14 protein-coding genes are annotated in these 18,456 nt (G+C 71.8%); all 14 read left to right on the top strand.

The window, feature by feature from the left end; genetic code table 11:
- Positions 1-8 precede the first annotated feature (8 nt).
- The 14 genes from tssH to tssA are packed head-to-tail and all read left to right on the top strand — an operon-like array spanning position 9 to position 18,448.
- The gene (gene tssH / locus B9P64_RS13395) at positions 9-2,681 is read left to right on the top strand and encodes a type VI secretion system ATPase TssH (protein WP_085316757.1); all 2,673 of its coding nucleotides are present in this window, start codon (positions 9-11) and stop codon (positions 2,679-2,681) included.
- Positions 2,678-4,717 (top strand): type VI secretion system Vgr family protein, encoded by a 2,040-nt coding sequence (locus tag B9P64_RS13400; RefSeq protein ID WP_085316758.1) that lies wholly within the window; start codon positions 2,678-2,680, stop codon positions 4,715-4,717. Before tssH ends, B9P64_RS13400 begins: the two co-directional genes overlap by 4 nt.
- A 7-nt stretch (positions 4,718-4,724) precedes the next feature.
- The gene (locus tag B9P64_RS13405) at positions 4,725-5,444 is read left to right on the top strand and encodes a toxin-antitoxin system YwqK family antitoxin (RefSeq protein ID WP_085316759.1); all 720 of its coding nucleotides are present in this window, start codon (positions 4,725-4,727) and stop codon (positions 5,442-5,444) included.
- 3 nt (positions 5,445-5,447) lie between these two features.
- Complete coding sequence (locus B9P64_RS13410; RefSeq protein WP_085316760.1) at positions 5,448-5,834, top strand: DUF4280 domain-containing protein; 387 nt, start codon at positions 5,448-5,450, stop codon at positions 5,832-5,834.
- Between the two features lie 7 nt (positions 5,835-5,841).
- On the top strand, positions 5,842-6,081 hold the full coding sequence (locus tag B9P64_RS13415; RefSeq protein WP_085316761.1) for a hypothetical protein: 240 nt from the start codon (positions 5,842-5,844) through the stop codon (positions 6,079-6,081).
- Between the two features lie 28 nt (positions 6,082-6,109).
- Entirely contained in the window at positions 6,110-7,060 is a 951-nt protein-coding gene (locus B9P64_RS13420) for an ABC transporter substrate-binding protein (protein WP_085316762.1), read from the top strand.
- A gap of 18 nt (positions 7,061-7,078) precedes the next feature.
- Positions 7,079-8,353 (top strand): dicarboxylate/amino acid:cation symporter, encoded by a 1,275-nt coding sequence (locus B9P64_RS13425; RefSeq protein ID WP_139826321.1) that lies wholly within the window; start codon positions 7,079-7,081, stop codon positions 8,351-8,353.
- Positions 8,354-8,357: 4 nt separating this feature from the next.
- Positions 8,358-9,071, top strand: coding sequence for a cysteate racemase (cuyB, locus tag B9P64_RS13430; protein ID WP_085316764.1), 714 nt, complete (start codon positions 8,358-8,360; stop codon positions 9,069-9,071).
- Positions 9,072-9,080: 9 nt separating this feature from the next.
- Positions 9,081-10,472, top strand: a complete 1,392-nt coding sequence (locus B9P64_RS13435) for a cation:dicarboxylate symporter family transporter (RefSeq protein WP_085316765.1) — start codon at positions 9,081-9,083, stop codon at positions 10,470-10,472.
- Positions 10,473-10,507: 35 nt separating this feature from the next.
- Positions 10,508-11,050 (top strand): hypothetical protein, encoded by a 543-nt coding sequence (locus B9P64_RS13440; RefSeq protein ID WP_085316766.1) that lies wholly within the window; start codon positions 10,508-10,510, stop codon positions 11,048-11,050.
- 12 nt (positions 11,051-11,062) lie between these two features.
- The gene (gene tssK / locus B9P64_RS13445; protein ID WP_085316767.1) at positions 11,063-12,400 is read left to right on the top strand and encodes a type VI secretion system baseplate subunit TssK; all 1,338 of its coding nucleotides are present in this window, start codon (positions 11,063-11,065) and stop codon (positions 12,398-12,400) included.
- Positions 12,397-13,158: a DotU family type IV/VI secretion system protein gene (locus B9P64_RS13450; protein WP_085316768.1), complete on the top strand. Its 762-nt coding sequence runs from the start codon at positions 12,397-12,399 to the stop codon at positions 13,156-13,158. Before tssK ends, B9P64_RS13450 begins: the two co-directional genes overlap by 4 nt.
- A complete protein-coding gene (locus B9P64_RS13455) occupies positions 13,155-17,177 on the top strand; it encodes a type VI secretion system protein (RefSeq protein ID WP_085316769.1) in 4,023 nt (1,340 codons plus the stop codon). Before B9P64_RS13450 ends, B9P64_RS13455 begins: the two co-directional genes overlap by 4 nt.
- Positions 17,174-18,448, top strand: coding sequence for a type VI secretion system protein TssA (tssA, locus tag B9P64_RS13460; protein WP_176256836.1), 1,275 nt, complete (start codon positions 17,174-17,176; stop codon positions 18,446-18,448). Before B9P64_RS13455 ends, tssA begins: the two co-directional genes overlap by 4 nt.
- Positions 18,449-18,456: the final 8 nt, after the last annotated feature.

Here is an 18,456-nt window from a genome sequence, read left to right on the forward strand (position 1 = left end):
ACCCGCTCATGGACATCGACATCCGCACCCTGCTCGCCCGGCTCAATGCCGAATGCAAGCTGGCCATGACCCGCGCCGCCGAGCTCTGCGTGCGCGAGACCCATTTCAATGTCGATCTCGAACATCTGCTCGCCAATCTGCTCGATCCGCTCGCGCCCGATCTGGCGCTGATCCTGCCGGCCTATGCGGTCGCGGTGGAGACGGTGCAGGCCCAGCTGCGCCACAGCCTCGAAGGCTTCAAGCGCGGCAACGGCCGCACGCCGGCGCTGTCGCCGCATCTGGCGCCGCTGCTGCAGGAAGCCTGGCTCATGAGCTCGATGCTGCTCGGCGAGCAGCAGGTGCGCTCGGGCACGCTGCTGCTGGCGCTGCTGGAGGTGGACAGCCTGCGCGGCCTGCTCATCGATGCGGCGCCGGGGCTGCTGACGATTCCGCGCGCCCAGTTGCGCGAGCGGCTGGCGGCGCTGCTGGCCGACTCGGCCGAGCATGGCGGCGGTCATGCGCCGGCCGCCGGCGCCGGCAGCGCCACGCCGGCCGCCGCACGCATGCCCACGGCCGCGCCCGCCACCGCCACGCCCGCGCTCGACCAGTTCACCGTCGACGTCACGCGGCAGGCGCGCGAAGGCAGGCTCGATCCGGTACGCGGCCGCGACGGCGAGATCCGCCAGATCGTCGACGTGCTGCTGCGCCGGCGCCAGAACAATCCGATCCTGGCCGGCGAGGCCGGCGTCGGCAAGACGGCGGTGGTCGAAGGCTTTGCCCAGCGCATCGTCGCGGGCGATGTGCCGCCGGCGCTGCGCGACGTGTCGGTGCGCGCGCTCGACCTCGCGCTGTTGCAGGCCGGTGCCGGCGTGAAGGGCGAGTTCGAGCATCGGCTCAAGTCGGTCATCGGCGAGGTCAAGGCCTCGCCGACGCCGATCATCCTGTTCATCGACGAGGCGCATCAGCTGATCGGTGCGGGCGGCGCCGAGGGCCAGGGCGATGCGGCCAATCTGCTCAAGCCGGCGCTTGCGCGCGGCGAGCTGCGCACCATCGCCGCGACCACCTGGGCCGAATACAAGCGCTATGTCGAGCGCGATCCGGCACTGGCGCGGCGCTTTCAGGTGGTGAAGGTCGACGAGCCCGAACCCGAGGTCGCCATCGAGATGCTGCAAGGCATCGTCGCCACGCTCCAGCGCCATCACGGCGTCGAAATCCTCGACGAGGCGGTGCGCGAGGCGGTGCAGCTGTCGCATCGCTATGTGTCGGGCCGGCAACTGCCCGACAAGGCGGTCAGCGTGCTCGACACCGCCTGCGCGCGCGTCGCGCTCGGCCAGAGCGGCACGCCCGCGCCGCTCGAAGCGCTGGCGCGCGCCATCGAGACCGAGCGCATCAAGCTCGGCGTGCTGCGCCGCGAGCAATCCACCGGCGCCGATCACGCCGGCGCCATCGCGCTCAAGGAAGCCGAGCTGGCAAAGCTCATCGCGCGCCAACGCACGCTGCAAGCCAAGCTCGATCAGGAGCGCCAGGCCGTCGCCGAGATCGTCGCGCTGCGCCGTCGCGCGCAAGCCGAGGCCGAATCGGGTGCGGCCCGCGACGACGATGCGCCCGACCTCGCGGCCCAGCTCAAGCGGCTCATGAAAGGCCTCGAAGCCTTGCAGGAAGACGACCCGCTGATCCCGATCCATGTCGATGCGGCCGAGGTCGCCGAGGTGATCTCGGGCTGGACCGGCATCCCGGTCGGCCGGATGCTCGCCGACGAATTGCACACCGTGCTGCATCTCAAGGAGAAGCTCGCCGAGCGCGTGGTCGGGCAGGACTCGGCGCTCGACGCCATCGCGCGCCGCGTGCGCACCTTCCGCGCCGAGCTTGACGATCCGGGCAAGCCGGTCGGCGTGTTCATGCTCGTGGGGCCGAGCGGCGTCGGCAAGACCGAGACCGCCTGCGCCCTCGCCGACCTGCTCTACGGCGGCGAACGCAACATGGTCACGATCAACATGAGCGAGTTCCAGGAGGCGCATTCGGTGTCGAGCCTGAAGGGCGCGCCGCCGGGCTACGTCGGCTACGGACGCGGCGGCGTGCTGACCGAAGCCGTGCGCCGTCGGCCCTATTCGGTGGTGCTGCTCGACGAGATGGAGAAGGCCCATCCCGACGTGCTGGAGCTGTTCTTCCAGGTGTTCGACAAGGGCACGATGGACGACGGCGAAGGCGTGCAGGTCGACTTCCGCAACACGCTGATCCTGCTCACCTCCAACGCCGCGCAGGACGTGATTACCGATGCCTGCGCCGGTGGCCGCCGCCCGCCGCCCGAGGCGCTGGCCGCCGGTCTACGGCCGGCGCTGCTGCGCCAGTTCAGCCCGGCCTTTCTCGGCCGCATGGTGCTGGTGCCCTACTACCCGCTCGGCGATGCGCAGATCCGCCGCATCGTCCAGCTCAAGCTCGGGCGGCTCGCGCAGCGCTTCGATGCCAATCACCACGCGCGCTTTGCCTGGGACGACGCGGTCGCCGACGCGATCACGCGGCGCTGCACCGAGGTCGATTCGGGCGCGCGCAATGTCGACGACATCCTCACGCAGTCGGTGCTGCCCGAGCTGTCCACGCTGGTGCTGGAGCGGCTGTCGCTGGCCGAGAGCTTCGACAGCGTCCACATGAGTGTCGGCGCCGACGGCCGCTTCGCCTTCCGGTTTGGCGGAGCGCCGGCATGAGAGACGGCTTTGTCCAGACCGGCGCCTTTCTGCGCGTGACCACGCCGTTCGGCGCCAACACGCTGCTGCTCGATGCGCTTGAGGCGACCGAAGGCATCTCGGAGCTGTTCAGCATCACGCTGCACATGCGCTCGGCCGATACCGCGCTCGACGCGGCCAAGATCATCGGCAAGAGCGTGACCGTGACGGTGCAGGTGCAGGACGCGCCGGCGCGCTATTTCAACGGCATCGCCAGCCGCTTCGTGCATACCGGCGGCGACCGCGAGTTCGCGCACTACACGGCCGAGCTGGTGCCCACGGCCTATCTGCTCACGCTGAGCCGCGACCGCGCCGTGTGGCAGAACAAGAGCGCGAGCGACATCGTGAAATCGGTGCTCGGCACTTACGGCGTGACCGTCAGCGACAAGCTCACCGGCAGCTACAGCGCAATCGAGTACTGCGTGCAGTACGACGAGACCGCCTTCGAGTTCGTGTCGCGGCTGATGGAAGCGGCCGGCATCTTCTACTTCTTCACCTTTGCGAGCGGCGCGCACACCATGGTGCTGGCCGATGCCGCCAGCGCCCATGCCAGCTGCACCAATGCCGCGACGCTGCGCTTTCTGCCCGAGACCGACGAGCGCCATCCGATCGACACGGTCACCAGCTTCGCGCTCGAAGACCGGCTGGTGCCGCTCAAGCATGTGCTGAGCGATTTCGATCCGCTCAAGCCCAGCACCTCGCTCAAGGCCGAGGCCAGCGGCAGCGTCGGCAAGGGCGAGGTCTTCGACTGGCCCGGCGGCCATGCCACCGCCGCCGCCGGCACCGCGCTGGCCAAGCTGCGGGTGCAGGCCAGCCAGGTCGACAGCCATGTGCTGCGCGGCGAGAGCCATGCCTATGCGCTTGCGGCCGGGACCAAGTTCACGCTGAGCGGGCATTTCCGCAGCGCGCTCAATTGCGCCTATGTGCTGCGTCGGGTGCGCCACACCGCGCGCAACGAGGAGTACGGCAACCGCTTCGAGGCCTTTCCGGCCGCGACCACCTTCCGGCCGCCGCTGCTCACGCCGCGCCCGCGCGTGCAGGGCAGCCAGACCGCGACCGTGGTCGGCCCCAAGGGCGAGGAAATCTGGTCCGACAAGTACGGCCGCATCAAGCTCCAGTTCCACTGGGACCGGCTCGGCAAGAACGACGACAGCGCCTCGTGCTGGGTGCGCGTCGCGCAGTCGGCGGCGGGCGCGGGCTTTGGCGCGCTGTTCCTGCCGCGCGTGGGCCAGGAGGTGGTGGTCACGCATGTGGACGGCGATCCCGACCGGCCGCTCGTGACCGGCTGCGTCTACAACGGCGAGCACACGCCGCCCGTGACGCTGCCGGCCAACCAGACGCAATCGGTCATCAAGACGCGCTCGTCCAAGAAGGGCACGGCCGGCAACGAGATCCGGCTGGAGGACAAGAAGGACGCCGAAGAGCTTTATCTGCATGCCCAGAAGGACATGAAGATCGAGATCGAGAACGCGCTGACGACCACGCTGACCAAGGGCGCCGAGACCCACACGCTGACCGAGGGCGACCGCACCATCGAGCTGAAGAAGGGCAAGGAAACCCACAAGGTGAAGGGCACGCGCACCCTCACCATCACCGGCGACGAGACCCATACCAACGAGGCCGATTTCAAGCAGACGGTGAAGGGCAACTACACGCTGACCGTCACCGGCAATCTCACGCTCGACGTGACCGGCGGCATCACCATCAAGGCCGGCAAGGCGGTGTCGATCACCGCCGGCACTAGCGTCACCGCCAAGGCCGGCAGCTCGCTGACCAACCAGGCCGGCACCTCGCTCACCAATCAGGCAGGCACCTCGCTGACCAACAAGGCCGGCACGGCGCTGACCAACCAGGCCGCGACCTCGCTCACCAACAAGTCGTCGCTGGGGCTGGTCAACCAGGCCGGCACCACGCTCGACAACAAGGGCGCAATGATCACCAGCAAGGCCTCGGGCATGCAGACCGTCGACGGTGGCGGAATGCTCACGCTCAAGGGCGGGCTGGTGAAGATCAACTGAGGCCGCGATGACCGACGAACTCACCGCGCCCGAAGACGACAGCGCGCCGCCGACCGAGATCACGGTCGAGGAGCATGACGACGCCGGCAATCTGGTCGCGCGCACCGTGCTGTTCGACGGCCTGCCGCATGGCCGCATGCAGCGCTTCTGGCCCGACGGCCGGCCACAGATGACCGCCGATTACGTGGCCGGCCAGCTGCACGGCCAGCTCGTGCTCTGCGACGAACAGGGCCGGTCGGTGCAGATCGCCGACTACCGCGACGGCTTGCAGCACGGCGTCACGCGCATCTTCGATGGCGGCCGGCGGCTGGCCGAGCAGCACTACGCGCTCGGCCAGCTGCATGGCGACAGCCTCAATTTCGACGAGGCCGGCGCGCTGGCGGCCCAGCTGCCGTTCCGCGCCGGCCAGCTCGAAGGCAAGGCGCGCTACTGGGCCCAGGGCAAGCTGGTGCGCGAGGCCGAGTACCGCGCCGGCCTGCTCGACGGCGTGGCCACCGACTACGACGCCGAGGGCGGCGTGGTGCAGGTGGCGCACTACCGCGCCAACCTGCTGCACGGCGCGCTGCGGCGCTACTGGCCCAACGGCGAGCCGATGGAAGAAGCCAGCTATCGCGCCGGCCAGCTGCTGGCGCCGCCGGCGCGCTTCGATGCCAAGGGCCGGGCGCTGGCCGCCGACGAAGCCACGCCGGGCGTGATCGCCCGGCTCGAGAAACTGATCCGGGGATAAGCCATGGGACAGCAGGTGTGTACCGGGGCATTGACCAAATGCACCTTTGGGATGATGCCCAGCGCGCTGATGGTCCTGCCGATCAGCCGGACCATGACCGGCGCACCCGCCGCCAACATCATGGACAACAAGCCAATGGTCAATGTGCTGCCCTTCGGCATGTGCCAGTCGATGGCCAACCCGATGGTCGCTGCTGCCAGCGCCGCCGCGATGGGCGCGCTGGTGCCCATGCCCTGCATCCCGATGACGATGGCGCCCTGGCTGCCGGGCTCGCCCAAGGTGCTGATCGGCAACCTGCCGGCGCTCAACAACAGCTCCAAGCTCATGTGCATGTGGGGCGGCGTCATCGGCATCAACATGGCCGGGCAGTTCACGGTCATGGTTCCGTGAGGCTGCAATGACCTATTGCTTCACGCTCACGCCACGGCTGCTGTTCGTGGCCACCGCCAGCCTGATCGCGCTGCTGGCGCTGCTGTTCTTCCTGGGCATCGAGATCGGCCGCCAGCTCGCCGCGCCCGAGGCCGGTGCGCTCGCCGGCACCGTGGCGCACGAGGCCGGCAACGGTCTGGCCGCCGCGCTGCCACCTCCGCCCGCCCTGCCCGCCAGCCCGCTCGCCGCCGCACCGGCGGCGCATTGACGCCCTTCCTCCCGCAGGCATCCCAAGCATGAGAACTCACGCCCCTTCACCGCCGCCGCCCGGCCGGCGGCTGCGCCACTGGCTCGCCGCCGCCGTTGCGCTGCTCGGCCTGCATGGCGCGGCGCCGGCCACGCCGGCCTCGACACCGGCCGCCGTGGCCGCCGTCGCCACCGCGCCGCTGATGGTCCCGGCGCCAGCCAGCGCCGCCGGCGATCTGGTGCGGGTGGCCGACGGCCGCCTGCTCGCGCCCGACATCGCGCGCATCGTCGAGCGCGGCGAGCTGGTCGTCGCCATGCTCGGCAGCGACATGCCGCCGTTCTTCGAGGAACGCGACGGCCAGCTCGTCGGCCTCGAAGTGGACATGGCCAACGACCTCGCGCGCGAACTCAAGGTGGCCCGCGTGCGCTTCGACCGCAGCGCCAAGACCTTCAACGAAGTGGTCGACGTGGTCGCGCGCCACGAGGCCGACCTGGGCATCAGCAAGCTGTCGCGCACGCTGGCGCGGGCCCAGGTCATCCGCTTCTCCGAGCCCTATCTGCGGCTCAACCATGCGCTGGTGCTCAACCGCGTGGCCTTCGCCAGGCTGGCGCTCGACCGGCCGCTCACCTCGGTGGTGCGCGACTTCAACGGCAGCCTCGGCGTCATCGGCAAGTCGTCGTTCGCCGACTACGCGACGCGCAATTTCACGCGCGCCAAGTTGCAGCCCTACCCCAGCTGGGACGAGGTGGTCGCCGCCGTGCGCAAGGGCGAGGTCGTCGGCGCCTACCGCGACGAGTTCGAGATCAAGCGCCTGCTGCGCGCCGACCCGACGGCCTCGCTTACGCTGCGCACCGTCACGCTCAAGGATCTGGAAGACACGCTCGGCATCGCCGTGAACATGCAGGACCCGGTGCTGCTGGCCTTCGTCAACCAGTTCCTCGAACAACGCCCGGCCAAGCTCGACATCGACAAGGTGTTGCAGGCCGTCTCCAGCCACTGAACCGGGACGCTCGTGAAAATCGGCATCAAGCAACTGCAATCCCTTGCACTCAATCCCTGGATGGTGCTCGGCAGCCTCGTCGCCGGCTTCTGGCTCGGCAGCATCGCGCCCGGATTCGCGCTCAAGCTCGCCTTCGTCGGCGACATCTATGTCGACCTCATGAAGATGATCGTGCTGCCCTTCATGGTGTCGGCCATCATCTTCAGCCTGCAACGGCTGTTTCAGGAAGGCGGCACGGCGCAACTGCTGGGCCGGGTGGCGGTGGTGTTCCTGAGCTTCGCGGCGGTGTCGGCGGTGGTGGGCGCGCTCACGCTGCTGGCGATGCAGCCCGGCAGCGGCCTGTCGCAGGACACGCTCGAAACCTTCGGCCGCATCGTCGGCAACGACATCGGCTCGAACGACACGGTGATGGAGCTGCGCGGCGTCGATGCCGCGGCGGAACACGGCAGCGCCGCCGACATCCTGGTGAGTCTGGTGCCGGCCAACATCTTTGCCGCGCTGGCGAGCGGCGACACGCTCAAGTCGCTGGTGTTCGCGCTGCTGTTCGGCTTTGCGGTCGGCCAGGTGCCGAGCCGCGTGTCCGACGGCCTGACCAGCGCGCTCGAAACCGTCTACCGCAGCTGCCAGACGCTGACCCACTGGCTCAATCTGCCGCTGCCGATCGTGATCGCCTGCATGAGCGCGGCCCAGCTCGCCAAGACCGGCCAGGGCCCGCTGCTGGCCATGACGCAGTTCGTGCTGGCGTTCTTTGTGGCGAGCCTGCTGGCGCTGGCGCTGGCGCTGGCGGTGCTGTGGCGCCGCAGCGGGCTGCCGCTGGCGCAACTGGTCGATGCGTTGCGCGGTCCGTTCGCGCTGGCCATCGCCACCCGCAGCAGCGCGACCTGCATGCCGGTGATGATCGAATCGCTGGCCGACCGGCTCGGCTTTGCGCGGCTGCGCGTCGAGCTACTGGTGCCGCTCAGCGTGTCGCTGCTGCGCATCGGGCCGGTGCTGTACTACGTGTGCGCCACGCTGTTCATCGCCCAGCTCTACGGCCATGCGCTCGGCTTTGGCGAGGTGCTGCTGGTGATCGCGGCCTCGGTGCTGGCCGGCTTTGCGTCGGCCGGCATGAGCGGGCTGGTGACCATCTCGCTCACCGGCATGGCCTGCGCCTATCTGGGCCTGCCGTTCGAGGCGGCCTTCATCCTGTTCGTCGCGGTCGATCCGCTCTGCGACATCCTGCGCACGCTGGTCATCGTCATCGGCAACACCGCGGCGGTGGCGCTGATCTGCCCGCAACCGCTCAAGGTCTGACGCCATGCACGCGCACACGAACTGCATCGGCGTGCTCGGCGGCATGGGGCCGGCCGCCACGGTGGACTTCATGTCCAAGCTGGTCTCGCTCACGCCGGCCAGCTGCGACCAGGACCATCTGCCGGTGGTGGTGGCCAATCTGCCGCGCATTCCGGACCGCAGCGCCGCCATCCTCGGCTGCGGGCCGACGCCGCTGCCGGTGCTGCGCCAGAGCATCCAGCTGCTCAACGAGGCCGGCGCCGGCGTCATCGCCATCCCGTGCAACTCGTCGCACCACTGGTATGCCGAGCTGTGCGAGGTCAGCCTCGCGCCCATCATCCACATCGCCCAGGCCTGCGTGCGCCGGCTGCCCGCCGGCACCCGGGAAACCCTCGTGCTCGCCACGCGCGGCACGCTGGCCTCGGGCTTCTACCAGCGCGAGCTGGACGGCCGCGGCTTTCGCTGGTCGGTGCCCGACAGCACCACCGAGCAGCCGCTGGTCGACGACTGCATCCGGCAGATCAAGTGCGGCGACCGCGCCGCCGGCAGCGCGAGTCTGCAAGCGCTGTTCGACCGCGCCCGCGAGCGCGGCATCGACACCGCCATCCTCGGCTGCACCGAGCTGCCGCTCGCCGCGACCGGCACCGAGAGCGCCGGCCTGCTGCTGATCGACTCGACGCTCGAACTGGCGCGCAGCGTGGTCGACTTCGGCCTGCGCTGCGGCTGGAACCATGGCTGAGCGCGCCGCGTGAGCTGGACCCGCCATCCGCTGGTGCTGCTGGCCTGCCTGCTGGCCGGCGCCGCGCTCGGCGCGCTGAGCCCGCTGGCGAGCACGGTGGCGGGGCTGGTCGGCCGGCTGTTCGGCAACCTGATGGAAATGGCGGCGCTGCCGCTGCTGGGCATGGCGACGGTGTTCGGCGTGCGCAATCTCATGGCGCTGCCGCACCGGCGGCGCCGGCTCGCGCTGATGCTCGGCGCGGCGGCGCTCGCGCTCTGGGGCTGCGGCCTGCTCGGCGCCTTTGCCGCCGCCTGCGCCGGGCTCGGCCGGCATCTGGATGAGAACGCGCTGCGCGGCCTGGGCCAGCTGGTGCTGCAAGCCGGCGGCGCCAGCGGCGGCGATGCCTTCGCCCTGCTGCCCAATGCCGCCGAGCGCGCCGCCGAAGCCGCGTCCGGCCCGGAGCGCGCGCGCTTCGACAACGTCTTCGCGCTGCTGGTGCAGGGCAATCTGCCGGCGCTGGTGATCTGCGCCGGCGTGTTCGGCCTGGCGCTCGCCAGCCTCGGCCGCGAACGCAGCCGCGTGCTCGCCACCCAGCTCGAGGCGCTCTACCGCGCCTGCGAAAAGCTGATCGCGCTCGCCATCCATCTGCTGCCGCTGCTCGCGCTCGGGCTGGCGGCGCAGATCACCGCCACCGTCGATGCGCACACGCTGGCGCTGCTGGCCGGGCCGCTGCTCACGCTGCTGGGCGCCGGGCTGGTGGCGATGCTGCTGGCGCTGGCGCAGATCTGCCGCGTGGCGCGCTGCGGCCCCTTGCGCGCGCTGGCCGCGCTCAAGGCGCCGATGTTCATCGCGCTGGTCGCGCCGTCGCCGGTGGCGGCGATTCCGGCCAGCATCGTCGCGCTCAGCGAGAAGCTGGGTCTGGCGCGCGGCATCAGCGAATTGCTGGTGCCGGCCGGCACGGTGCTGCTGCGTTGCGGCACCGCGCTGCATGCGGCGCTGGTCGCGGTCTTCGTCGCCGGGCTCTACGGCCAGCCGCTCGATGCGCCGATGCTGGCCACGGTCGGCACGCTGGCCGCGCTGGCCAGTCTGGCGCCGCTGCCGGCCGGGCTGGCGGCGACCTCGCTGCTGCTCGGCTGGCTGCGCCTGCCCGGCGATGCGCTGCTGCCGGTGCTGCTGCTGGTCGACCGCCTCTGCGTCGGCCCGCGCCAGCTGGTGGCGCTGTTCTGCCTCGGCGCGGTGGTCGCGCATGCAAGCGCCGGCCTGCCTTCGGAACGACGAGAAGCCGGTCCGTCTGCCGCTTCCACACCGCTTTGCCTGAGTCTGTCGCGTGCCACGCTGGGCCTTGCCGTCGGTTGCGTCCTGCTCGCAGCCGTACTGAGCATCGTCGTCGGCGTCGGCGTCGGCCTGAGGGTTGGCGGCTGACCGGCGTTCAAGAATCGTTCATCAGGAAACGGTCAATGGAATTCCGCAGCGGGTGCAGCCTGCGCCTGTCACGGCGGCGCTGGCTGGCGCTGGCCGCCACCAGTGCGCTGGCCAGTTGCAGCACGGTCGGCGACATGGCCTCGGTGGTCGCGTCGTCCACCGCCAACGCCTTTACCGGCCCGGCGTCGCCAGCCTATCTGCGCTGGAAGGGGCTGCTCGTGGTGGCCGAGCCCGACGCCAACGACAACACCGCCGTCGCGCTCGACATCGTGTTCGTGCGCGATGCCGCCACCCTCGAACGCCTGCTCGCCCTGCCCGCCGCGCGCTGGTTTGCCAGCCGCGCCGAGCTGCTGCGCAGCTATCCCGCCGGCCTCGCGGTGCGCAGCTATGAACTGGCGCCCGGCCAGTCGCGCCGGCTGACCGACAAGGAACTCGACGCGCCGCGCGTGGTGGCGGTGCTGCTGTTTGCCGACTACCGCGCCCCCGGCGAGCACCGCCTGCGCCTGCCGCCGGTCCGCAATGGCGGGCTGGTGAGCCTGGAAGCCCGCGACTTCTCCGTCACCGAATACCGGCTCTGAACCGAAGAAATCATGATCTCCAGCCCGACCGCGATTCCCGACCGTGTGCAGTGGCATGAAGGCATGCTGCTGAGCCCCCAGCATTTCCAGCAATTCCAGGCCCGCGTCGATGGACTGCATGCCTGGCATCTGCTGGCCGCCGCGCCGCTGGCCTGGGGCGTGGTGCAGTGCGAGATCGAGCCCAATCTGCTCGCCGCCGGCCTGCTGCGGGTGCAGCGGCTGGAAGCCGTGATGCCGGACGGCAGCGCCGTCTGGCATGACGCGCGCGATCCGCTCGACCGGCCGCTCGAACTCGATCTGCGCACCGAAGCCCATGCCGCCGCGCTCGACGCCGGCCCGCTCGACATCCATCTGACGCTGCCGTGGTCGCGCTCGATGCGCGATCCGGCCGCGCCGGCGCGCTTTCGCAGCGTGAACGCGCCGCCGGCGCAGGACGAAGTCTCGGAGGCCGAGCCGACTGCGCTGCCGCTGCTGCGGCCGATGCTCGATCTGGCCGCCGGCGCCGCGCCGCCCGCGCTGTGGCAGCACCTGCGGCTGGCCACGCTGGTGCGCGACAACGGCCAGATCCGGCTCGGCGACGAACTGCCGCCGCTGCTGCGGCTGGCCGAACGCCATGCGCCGTATCAGCGCGCCTGGACGCTGTGCCGCCAATGGCGCGCCAAGGCGGCCTATCTGGCGCGCCAGGGCCAGCTGCCGTCGTCGCGGCTCGAAGACCGGCTCGCGATGCTCGAAGACCGGGCCCGGCTCGGCGCGCTGCTGGCGCCGCTCACCGCGCTCGAAGCCGTGCTCCAGACCCAGCCGCTGCATCCGCACACGCTTTATCTGGCGCTCTGCGCCGCGCTCGGGCCGCTGGCCTCGCTGCGCGCCGGCGCCCTGCCCGCGCTGCCGCCGGCCTATCGGCATGACGCGCCGCGCGCCGCCTTCGACACCCTGCTCGATGCGATCGAGGACGCGCTCGGCGAGGTGAGCCTGGAACACCGGCTGCTGCCGCTGAGCCTGGCCGACGGCGTGTTCACGCGCGGCATCGCGCCGGGGCTGGCCGGCAAGCGGCTGGTGGTCGGCCTGCGCGGCCAGCCCGAGCGCGATCTGGTGGCCTGGATGGAAGCCGCCGTGATCGGCAGCGATGCCGACTGGACCTCGCTGCGCGAGCGCCGGGTGCTGGGCGCCGCGCGCGGCCGCATCGAGGCCGCGCCCGAGCTGGGCCTGCGCGGCGGCAACGGCTACACGCTGTTCCAGATCGACGCCGCCGCCTTCGCCCAGGGCGGCACGCTGCGCATCGCCAATGCCAACGAAACCGCCGCCGCGCGCCGGCCGCATGAGCTGGCGTTGTTTGTGAAAGGCGCCGAATGAGCCTCGCCATCGAAGCCCTGAGCGACGAACTCGACGCCGATTTCCGCCGCTTTTACGAGGAAGTCGACAGCGCCCGCCGGCAGGCCGGCGAGTCGGACGACCCGACCGCCGCCGACGCCGCCGCGCGCCAGCTGCACCACCATCTGCGCAACCTGATCGAGTTGCAGGACATGCAGGCGCGGCGCGGCGCCGGCCGCAGCGCCAGCGGCCATGCCGAGCAGCTGCGCTACCTGAAGGCCGCGCTGGCCGATGAAATCCTGCTCAACCGGCCCTGGGCCGGGCGCGCGGTCTGGCCCGGTCATCTGCTCGAGGCCGCGCTGTTCCAGACCAGCGTCGCCGGCGACCGCGTGCTCGATGCGATCGAGCGCCTGCTGGCCGACCGCGAACCGGCGGCGCGCCCGCTCGCGCGGCTCTATCTGTTTGCGCTGGCGCTCGGCTTCGAGGGCCGGCTGCGCGGCGCCGACGGCGCCACCGCCACGCTGCGCGGCCTGCGCGGCGAGCTCTACCAGTTCGTCTACCAGCGCGAGCCGGGCATCGGCGAGCGCGGCCAGCTGCTGGCGCCGCAGGCCTATGCCAACACGCCGTCGCATCTGGCGCCGCGCCGCCAGCGCCGCGTCGCGCGCTGGGCCGTGGTGTGGCTGATCGGCCTGCTGGGCCTGCTCACCGTGTCCGAGCTGCTCTGGCTCTGGCCGACCTGGCCGCTGCGCCAGGCCATGAACGGCAGCGCGCAATCGCTGCATCCGGAGAACCCGCAATGAGCGCCGTCCTGTTCCTCAAGGATCAGCTGGTGCTGATCGCGCTGCTGGTGCTGGTGGTGCTGGTGCTGCTGGTGCTGGCGCTGGTGGTGCGCGCCGCCACCCGCAACGACGATCCGGCCGTCAAGCGCCGGGGCGCCACCCGGCTGCGCTCGGACACGCTGCGCAATTCCTTCCGCCAGGCGGTCGAGCTGATCGAGGCGCATCTGGCCACGCGGGCCCAGCGCTACAACCTGCCCTGGGTGCTGGTGCTCGACGAAGGCAATGGCGACGCGATGCTGCCGCTGGGTCAGGCCGGCATCGCCAGCGCGCTCGGCACCGATGCCGCCGGCAGCGCCGCGACCGAAGGCCTGAGCTGGCATTTCTTCGACAAGGGCGTGGCGGTCGATGTGCTCGGCGCCTGCCTCGGCGGCGCCGACAGCGACGACGGCAACGAGCGGCCCTGGGACGAGTTCCTGGGCCTGTGCCGCGACTACCGGCCCGAGCGGCCGTTCGACGCCATCGTGCTCACGGTGCCGGCGGCGCTGCTGCTCGACAGCCATCCCGATGCGCGGCTGGAGCTGGCGCGGCTCGCCAAGCGCGCCAACCGCCGGCTGTGGCTGGCGCAGAACCGCTTCGCGATGCGCTTTGGCCTGTACGTGGTGGTGTCGGGCTGCGAGCGCATCGCCGGCTTTCCGGCCTGGTCGCGCGCGCTGCCCGAGCTGCTGCGCGGCGGCATGCTCGGCTGGTCCTCGCCCTACGACCTGTCGATCAACTACCGGCCCGACTGGGTCGAGGATGCGGTGCGCCAGACCGTGCGCACCGTCACCGACTCGTCGGCCGAGCTGTTTGCCGGGCTGGCCGGCGACGACGGTGCCGCCGACTACTTCCTGCTGCCGAGCCGCATCGACGGTCTGCGGCCCCAGCTCCAACTCTATGTCGATGAGCTGATGCGGCCGAGCAGCTATCACGAGCCGTTTCTGCTGCGCGGCCTCTACTTCTGCGGCGATGCGAGCGAGGCGGCGCAGATCGTCGCGCGCGGCGTCATGGCCGACGGCGACGACTTCGCCGCCACCGATGCGCCCGAGGCCGCCGCGCTGCCCGCCAGCGCGCGCCAGCCGGTGTTTCTGCGCGACCTGTTCGAGCAGAAGGTGTTCGCCGAGATCGGCCTGACCCGCCCGTCGGGCACGCAGACGCTCGGCCGGCCGGCGCTCGGGCGCGGCCTGCGCTGGACCGCCTGGGGCATCGCCGGCGCCTGGGCGCTCGGCCTGTGCGCGGCGACGGTCATCGTCCATGCGCAAAGCGCGCGCCTGCAGGAAGTGCTGGCCAGCCTCGACGCCGACAGCGAAACCCAGCTGCGCGCCGCGCGCGAGGGCCAGACCCAGGCCGCCGAGACCCGGCGCCGGCGCACGCTGGCGCTGGTGCATCTGATGGGCCAGCTCGACAACCGGCGGCTGTGGTCGGTGTTCATGCCCGGCTCCTGGCCGATCTTCGATCCGCTGCCGCAGCGGCTGCGCCAGCGCTTCGAGGACAGCTTTGCCGAAGTGGCCGTGGCCAGCCTGCGCCAGAGCCTGTACGACCAGGGCGCGCGCCTGAGCGGCGTGGCGCAGGACCCGAGCACCGGCGAGCCGATCATCGGCGCGCCCTGCGGCAACTCGCCCTGGCTGGCCGAGCGCGTGGCGCGCCCGGGCCAGCCCACGCTCGGCTTCGAGGACCTGCGCGAATTCACCGACTGGCTCGATTACCTGAGCGCGGTCGAGCAGCTCGACCAGGCCACGCTGGCGCTGCAACGGCTGTTCGATGCGCGCCGGCCGGCCGACGGCCGCGATCTGGCGCTCGCGATCCGGCTGCTCTACGGCGTGGAGGTGCCGGGCAGCTCGGATCACACGGCGACGCTGTTCCGCACCGCCGCCGCCGGCCGCGCCAGCCTCGGCACGCGCGCGCTGGCCGGCGCGCTGCAATGCGGCCAGCGCCGGCTCATCGTGGCGCTGCGCGAACGCGCCTTCGACCGCAACGATCTGGTCGGCGCGCTGCGCGACGTCAACAACCGGCTCGCCGCGCTCGAGGCCGCCGCGCCCGGCAACCAGCTGCAAGCCTGGCGCGAGCTGCAGGCCACGCTCGACGGCCTGAATGCGCTCATCGCCCACGGCGGCGGCGGCTGGCTGCGCAAGCCCGGCTTCCAGCCCGGCCCGGCCTGGGATCGGGCGCTGGCGCGGGTCAACGCGTCCTACCTGCTCGGCGCCGACGGCGTGCGCGTGGCGCATGACGAACTCGACGCCGGCTATCCGGCCTTCGCCGCCAACGTCGCCCAGGCGGTGCATGCCGACCAGCTCGCCGACGTGGCCTGGAACGACAAGGAAGCGCGCTGGGAAATCGCGCCCGCCATCGTGGCGCTGCGCGGCGCGCTCGCCGATCTGCTGGCCCAGCCCTGGGCCGGCCATGCGGCCGACGACCAGTTCGCCAGCGTCGGCAGCGAAGCGCTGGTGGCCTGGGATGTGACCCGGCTCGATCAGGCGCTGACCGCGACCGATCTGCGCAAGCGCGCCCAGGCCGAGCTGCTGCCGCGCTTTCCGGCCGATGTGCGGCCGGCGGCCGAACGCCTGGTCGATGAACAGCTCGCGGCCTTCGTCGGCGACCAGCTGGCGGCGGCGCTGATCCCGGGCGGCCATCTCGGCGACGGCGCGCCAGCGGCCCTCGATGCCGAGCGCAACCGCCTTGCGCGGGTGCAGCTGCTGCTCGACGAACTCGGCGCCCGCGCGCTCAACGAGCAGCTGCGCATGGTGCTGGCGCGCGACAGTGCGGCGCGGCTGCGCCGGCTCGACAACCTGCTCGACCGCGCCGAGCTGTACACGCCGCAGGACGGCGGCTTCCGCGGCTGGCAGGGCGAGAAGGGGCCGGTGCTGGTGGCCTTCGGCATGCCCGACGCTGCCGCGCTCGGCGCCTATCTGGGCCAGCAGCGCGCCCGCGTCGAGGCGCTGTCGGCCGAGGCCGATCTGCTGCTCGCGACCACCGGCAGCACCGAGCAATGGCGCGCGATCGGCCGCGACCTGGAGCGCTACCGGCTGCACAACCCCAACAGCAGCCTGCTCGCGCTGGAGAATTTCCTCGGCACGATGGGCGGCGACGTGGACGGCGGCAACTGCGCCGAACGCCTCGGCCGCGTGACCTTCGCGCGCAGCGGCGACTTCTTTGCCCAGCGCCAGCAGCAGCTGGTGCTGGCGCTGCGCCAGCGCTGCGGCGAGCTGCGCAACCGCGAGCAGCGCGAGGCCTGGCAGAGCTTTGCCGGCCTGTTCAACCGCAGCATCGCCGGCCGGCCGCCGTTTGCCGGCCCGGGCAGCGCCGCCGATGCGCCGGCGCTCGATGCCGACGAGATCGCCGGCCTGCTCGGCGCCTACGACCGGGCCCAGCGCGCGCTGCGCGATCTGGCGGCCGATCCGCGTGCCGCCAGCGCCGCCGGCCCGCGCCGCTTCCTCGACCAGTTCGAGCGCGTGCGCGGCTTCCTGCAACCGCTGATCCCGGCCGACGATGTCGCGCCCGGCTACGACCTGAGCGTCGAGTTCCGCGCCAATCCGGCCGGCGAGATCGAGGGCAACAAGATCATCGACTGGAGCATCGACGTCGGCGGCCAGCACCTGGGCTGGCGCGATGCGCCGCGCCCGCTGCGCTGGGAGCCGGGCCAGCCGATCGCCTTCAACTGGCGGCTGGCCAAGGACGGCCCGGCCCAGCCGCTGGCCGACGAGCGCCAGCCCGGGCTGCAGGTGGGCAACCGCAGCGTCAGCCTGCGCCAGAGCGACGGCTGGGCGCTGATGAGCCTGCTGGCGCAATACCGCGAGGCCGCCGGCGGCACGCGCGGCGATGTGCGCGGCCAGCTGCTGCGGTTTGAATTCCCGCTCGCGGTGCAGGCCGACACGCCGGCCGGCGCCAGCACCGAAACCCGCGCCCGCGTGTATGTGCGGCTGACCGTCAGCGCGGCCGGCAAGCGCCTGCCGCTCGCCTGGCCCGGCGCCTTCCCGAGCCGCGCCCCCGAGGAGTTCCTGCCGTGAACGACACCCTGCTTGCCCCGGCCGCCGAGGCCCCTGCCGATGCCGCGCTCGACTACGACAGCCTCGCGCGGCTGCTGCGCCCGCTGCCCGAGGGCGACGGCTGCGGCCCGTCGCTGCGCTACGACGCGGTCATGACCCGCATCCGCCAGGCGCGCGAAGAGGACGACCCCAGCCTGCCGATGGGCGACTGGGAACGTCCGCTCAAGCTCGCCGACTGGCCGCAGGTCAATGCGCTCTGCACCCAGCAGCTGGTCACGCGCAGCAAGGATTTGCAGATCGCCGCCTGGTGGCTGGAGTCGGCCGTGCATCTGCGTCAGGCCGAAGGGCTGGTCGAGGGTCTGCGGCTGCTCTGCGGGCTGGTCGACAACTTCTGGGCCGGGCTGCATCCGCGCATCGACGACGGCGATTGCGATGCCCGCGTCGCGCCCTTCGCCTGGCTCAACGAGACGCTGCCGCTGCTGCTGCGGCTGCATCTGGCGATCCTGCCGCTGCCCGGCCGCAAGCCGCCGCGCCTGTCGCTCGACGACTGGGAGCGGCAGGCCGAAGGCCGGCCCGATCATCCCGACCTGAGCGATGAGCAACGGCTGCCGCCGCGCGATGCGCTGATCGCGCTGGCCGGCCGCTCGGGCAACGGCGCCCATCTGCGCCGGCTGCGCGAGCGGCTCGCCGAAGCCGCCGCGCTGTGGACCCGGCTCGGCGCCAGCCTCGATCTGCATCTCGGCGCCGACAGCCCGAGCCTGCGCCGCGTCGACGAGATGCTGGCGCGGCTGCGCCATGCCGCCGATGCGCTGCCGGCCGAGGCGGCGCCGGTGGTTGCGCCGGTGACGGCCGCGGTCGCGCCGGTGCTGGCGCAGACCGACGGCGCGAGCGCCGCGACAGCGGATCGCGCCGCGCCGCCTGACGCGGTGCCCGTCCAGCCCGGTGCCGCCGCCACGCCGGCGGAAACCGCCCAGGCCGCCACGCCCGCCGAGCCGCCGCTCGCCGAGCCGCCCACGCTCTCGGCGCTGGCCGCCCTGCCCGCCGCCGCCGAGCTGGCCGAATGGAGTACCGGCGCCACCGTCTGGCCCTCGCGCGCGGCGGCCTACCGCTCGCTCGAAGCCATCGCCGACTACCTGCAGCAGGTGGAGCCGCACAGCCCCACGCCCTACCTCATCCGCCGCGCCGTCAACTGGGGCCGTCTGCCCCTGCCCGAACTCATGCAGGAAATGCTGCGCGAGGAAGGCGACATCAACCGGCTGTTCCGTCTGCTCGGCGTGCAACAGGACGCCTGAGCCCCTTT

Origin of the sequence: Derxia lacustris (assembly GCF_002105195.1) — a bacterium.
In the GTDB taxonomy this organism is placed as follows: domain Bacteria; phylum Pseudomonadota; class Gammaproteobacteria; order Burkholderiales; family Burkholderiaceae_E; genus Derxia; species Derxia lacustris.

Coding starts and splice junctions, on each gene's coding strand:
- tssH (WP_085316757.1), top strand. CDS start 9: ATGGACATCGACATCCGCACCCTGCTCGCCCGGCTCAATGCCGAATGC.
- B9P64_RS13400 (WP_085316758.1), top strand. CDS start 2,678: ATGAGAGACGGCTTTGTCCAGACCGGCGCCTTTCTGCGCGTGACCACG.
- B9P64_RS13405 (WP_085316759.1), top strand. CDS start 4,725: ATGACCGACGAACTCACCGCGCCCGAAGACGACAGCGCGCCGCCGACC.
- B9P64_RS13410 (WP_085316760.1), top strand. CDS start 5,448: ATGGGACAGCAGGTGTGTACCGGGGCATTGACCAAATGCACCTTTGGG.
- B9P64_RS13415 (WP_085316761.1), top strand. CDS start 5,842: ATGACCTATTGCTTCACGCTCACGCCACGGCTGCTGTTCGTGGCCACC.
- B9P64_RS13420 (WP_085316762.1), top strand. CDS start 6,110: ATGAGAACTCACGCCCCTTCACCGCCGCCGCCCGGCCGGCGGCTGCGC.
- cuyB (WP_085316764.1), top strand. CDS start 8,358: ATGCACGCGCACACGAACTGCATCGGCGTGCTCGGCGGCATGGGGCCG.
- B9P64_RS13440 (WP_085316766.1), top strand. CDS start 10,508: ATGGAATTCCGCAGCGGGTGCAGCCTGCGCCTGTCACGGCGGCGCTGG.
- tssK (WP_085316767.1), top strand. CDS start 11,063: ATGATCTCCAGCCCGACCGCGATTCCCGACCGTGTGCAGTGGCATGAA.
- B9P64_RS13450 (WP_085316768.1), top strand. CDS start 12,397: ATGAGCCTCGCCATCGAAGCCCTGAGCGACGAACTCGACGCCGATTTC.
- B9P64_RS13455 (WP_085316769.1), top strand. CDS start 13,155: ATGAGCGCCGTCCTGTTCCTCAAGGATCAGCTGGTGCTGATCGCGCTG.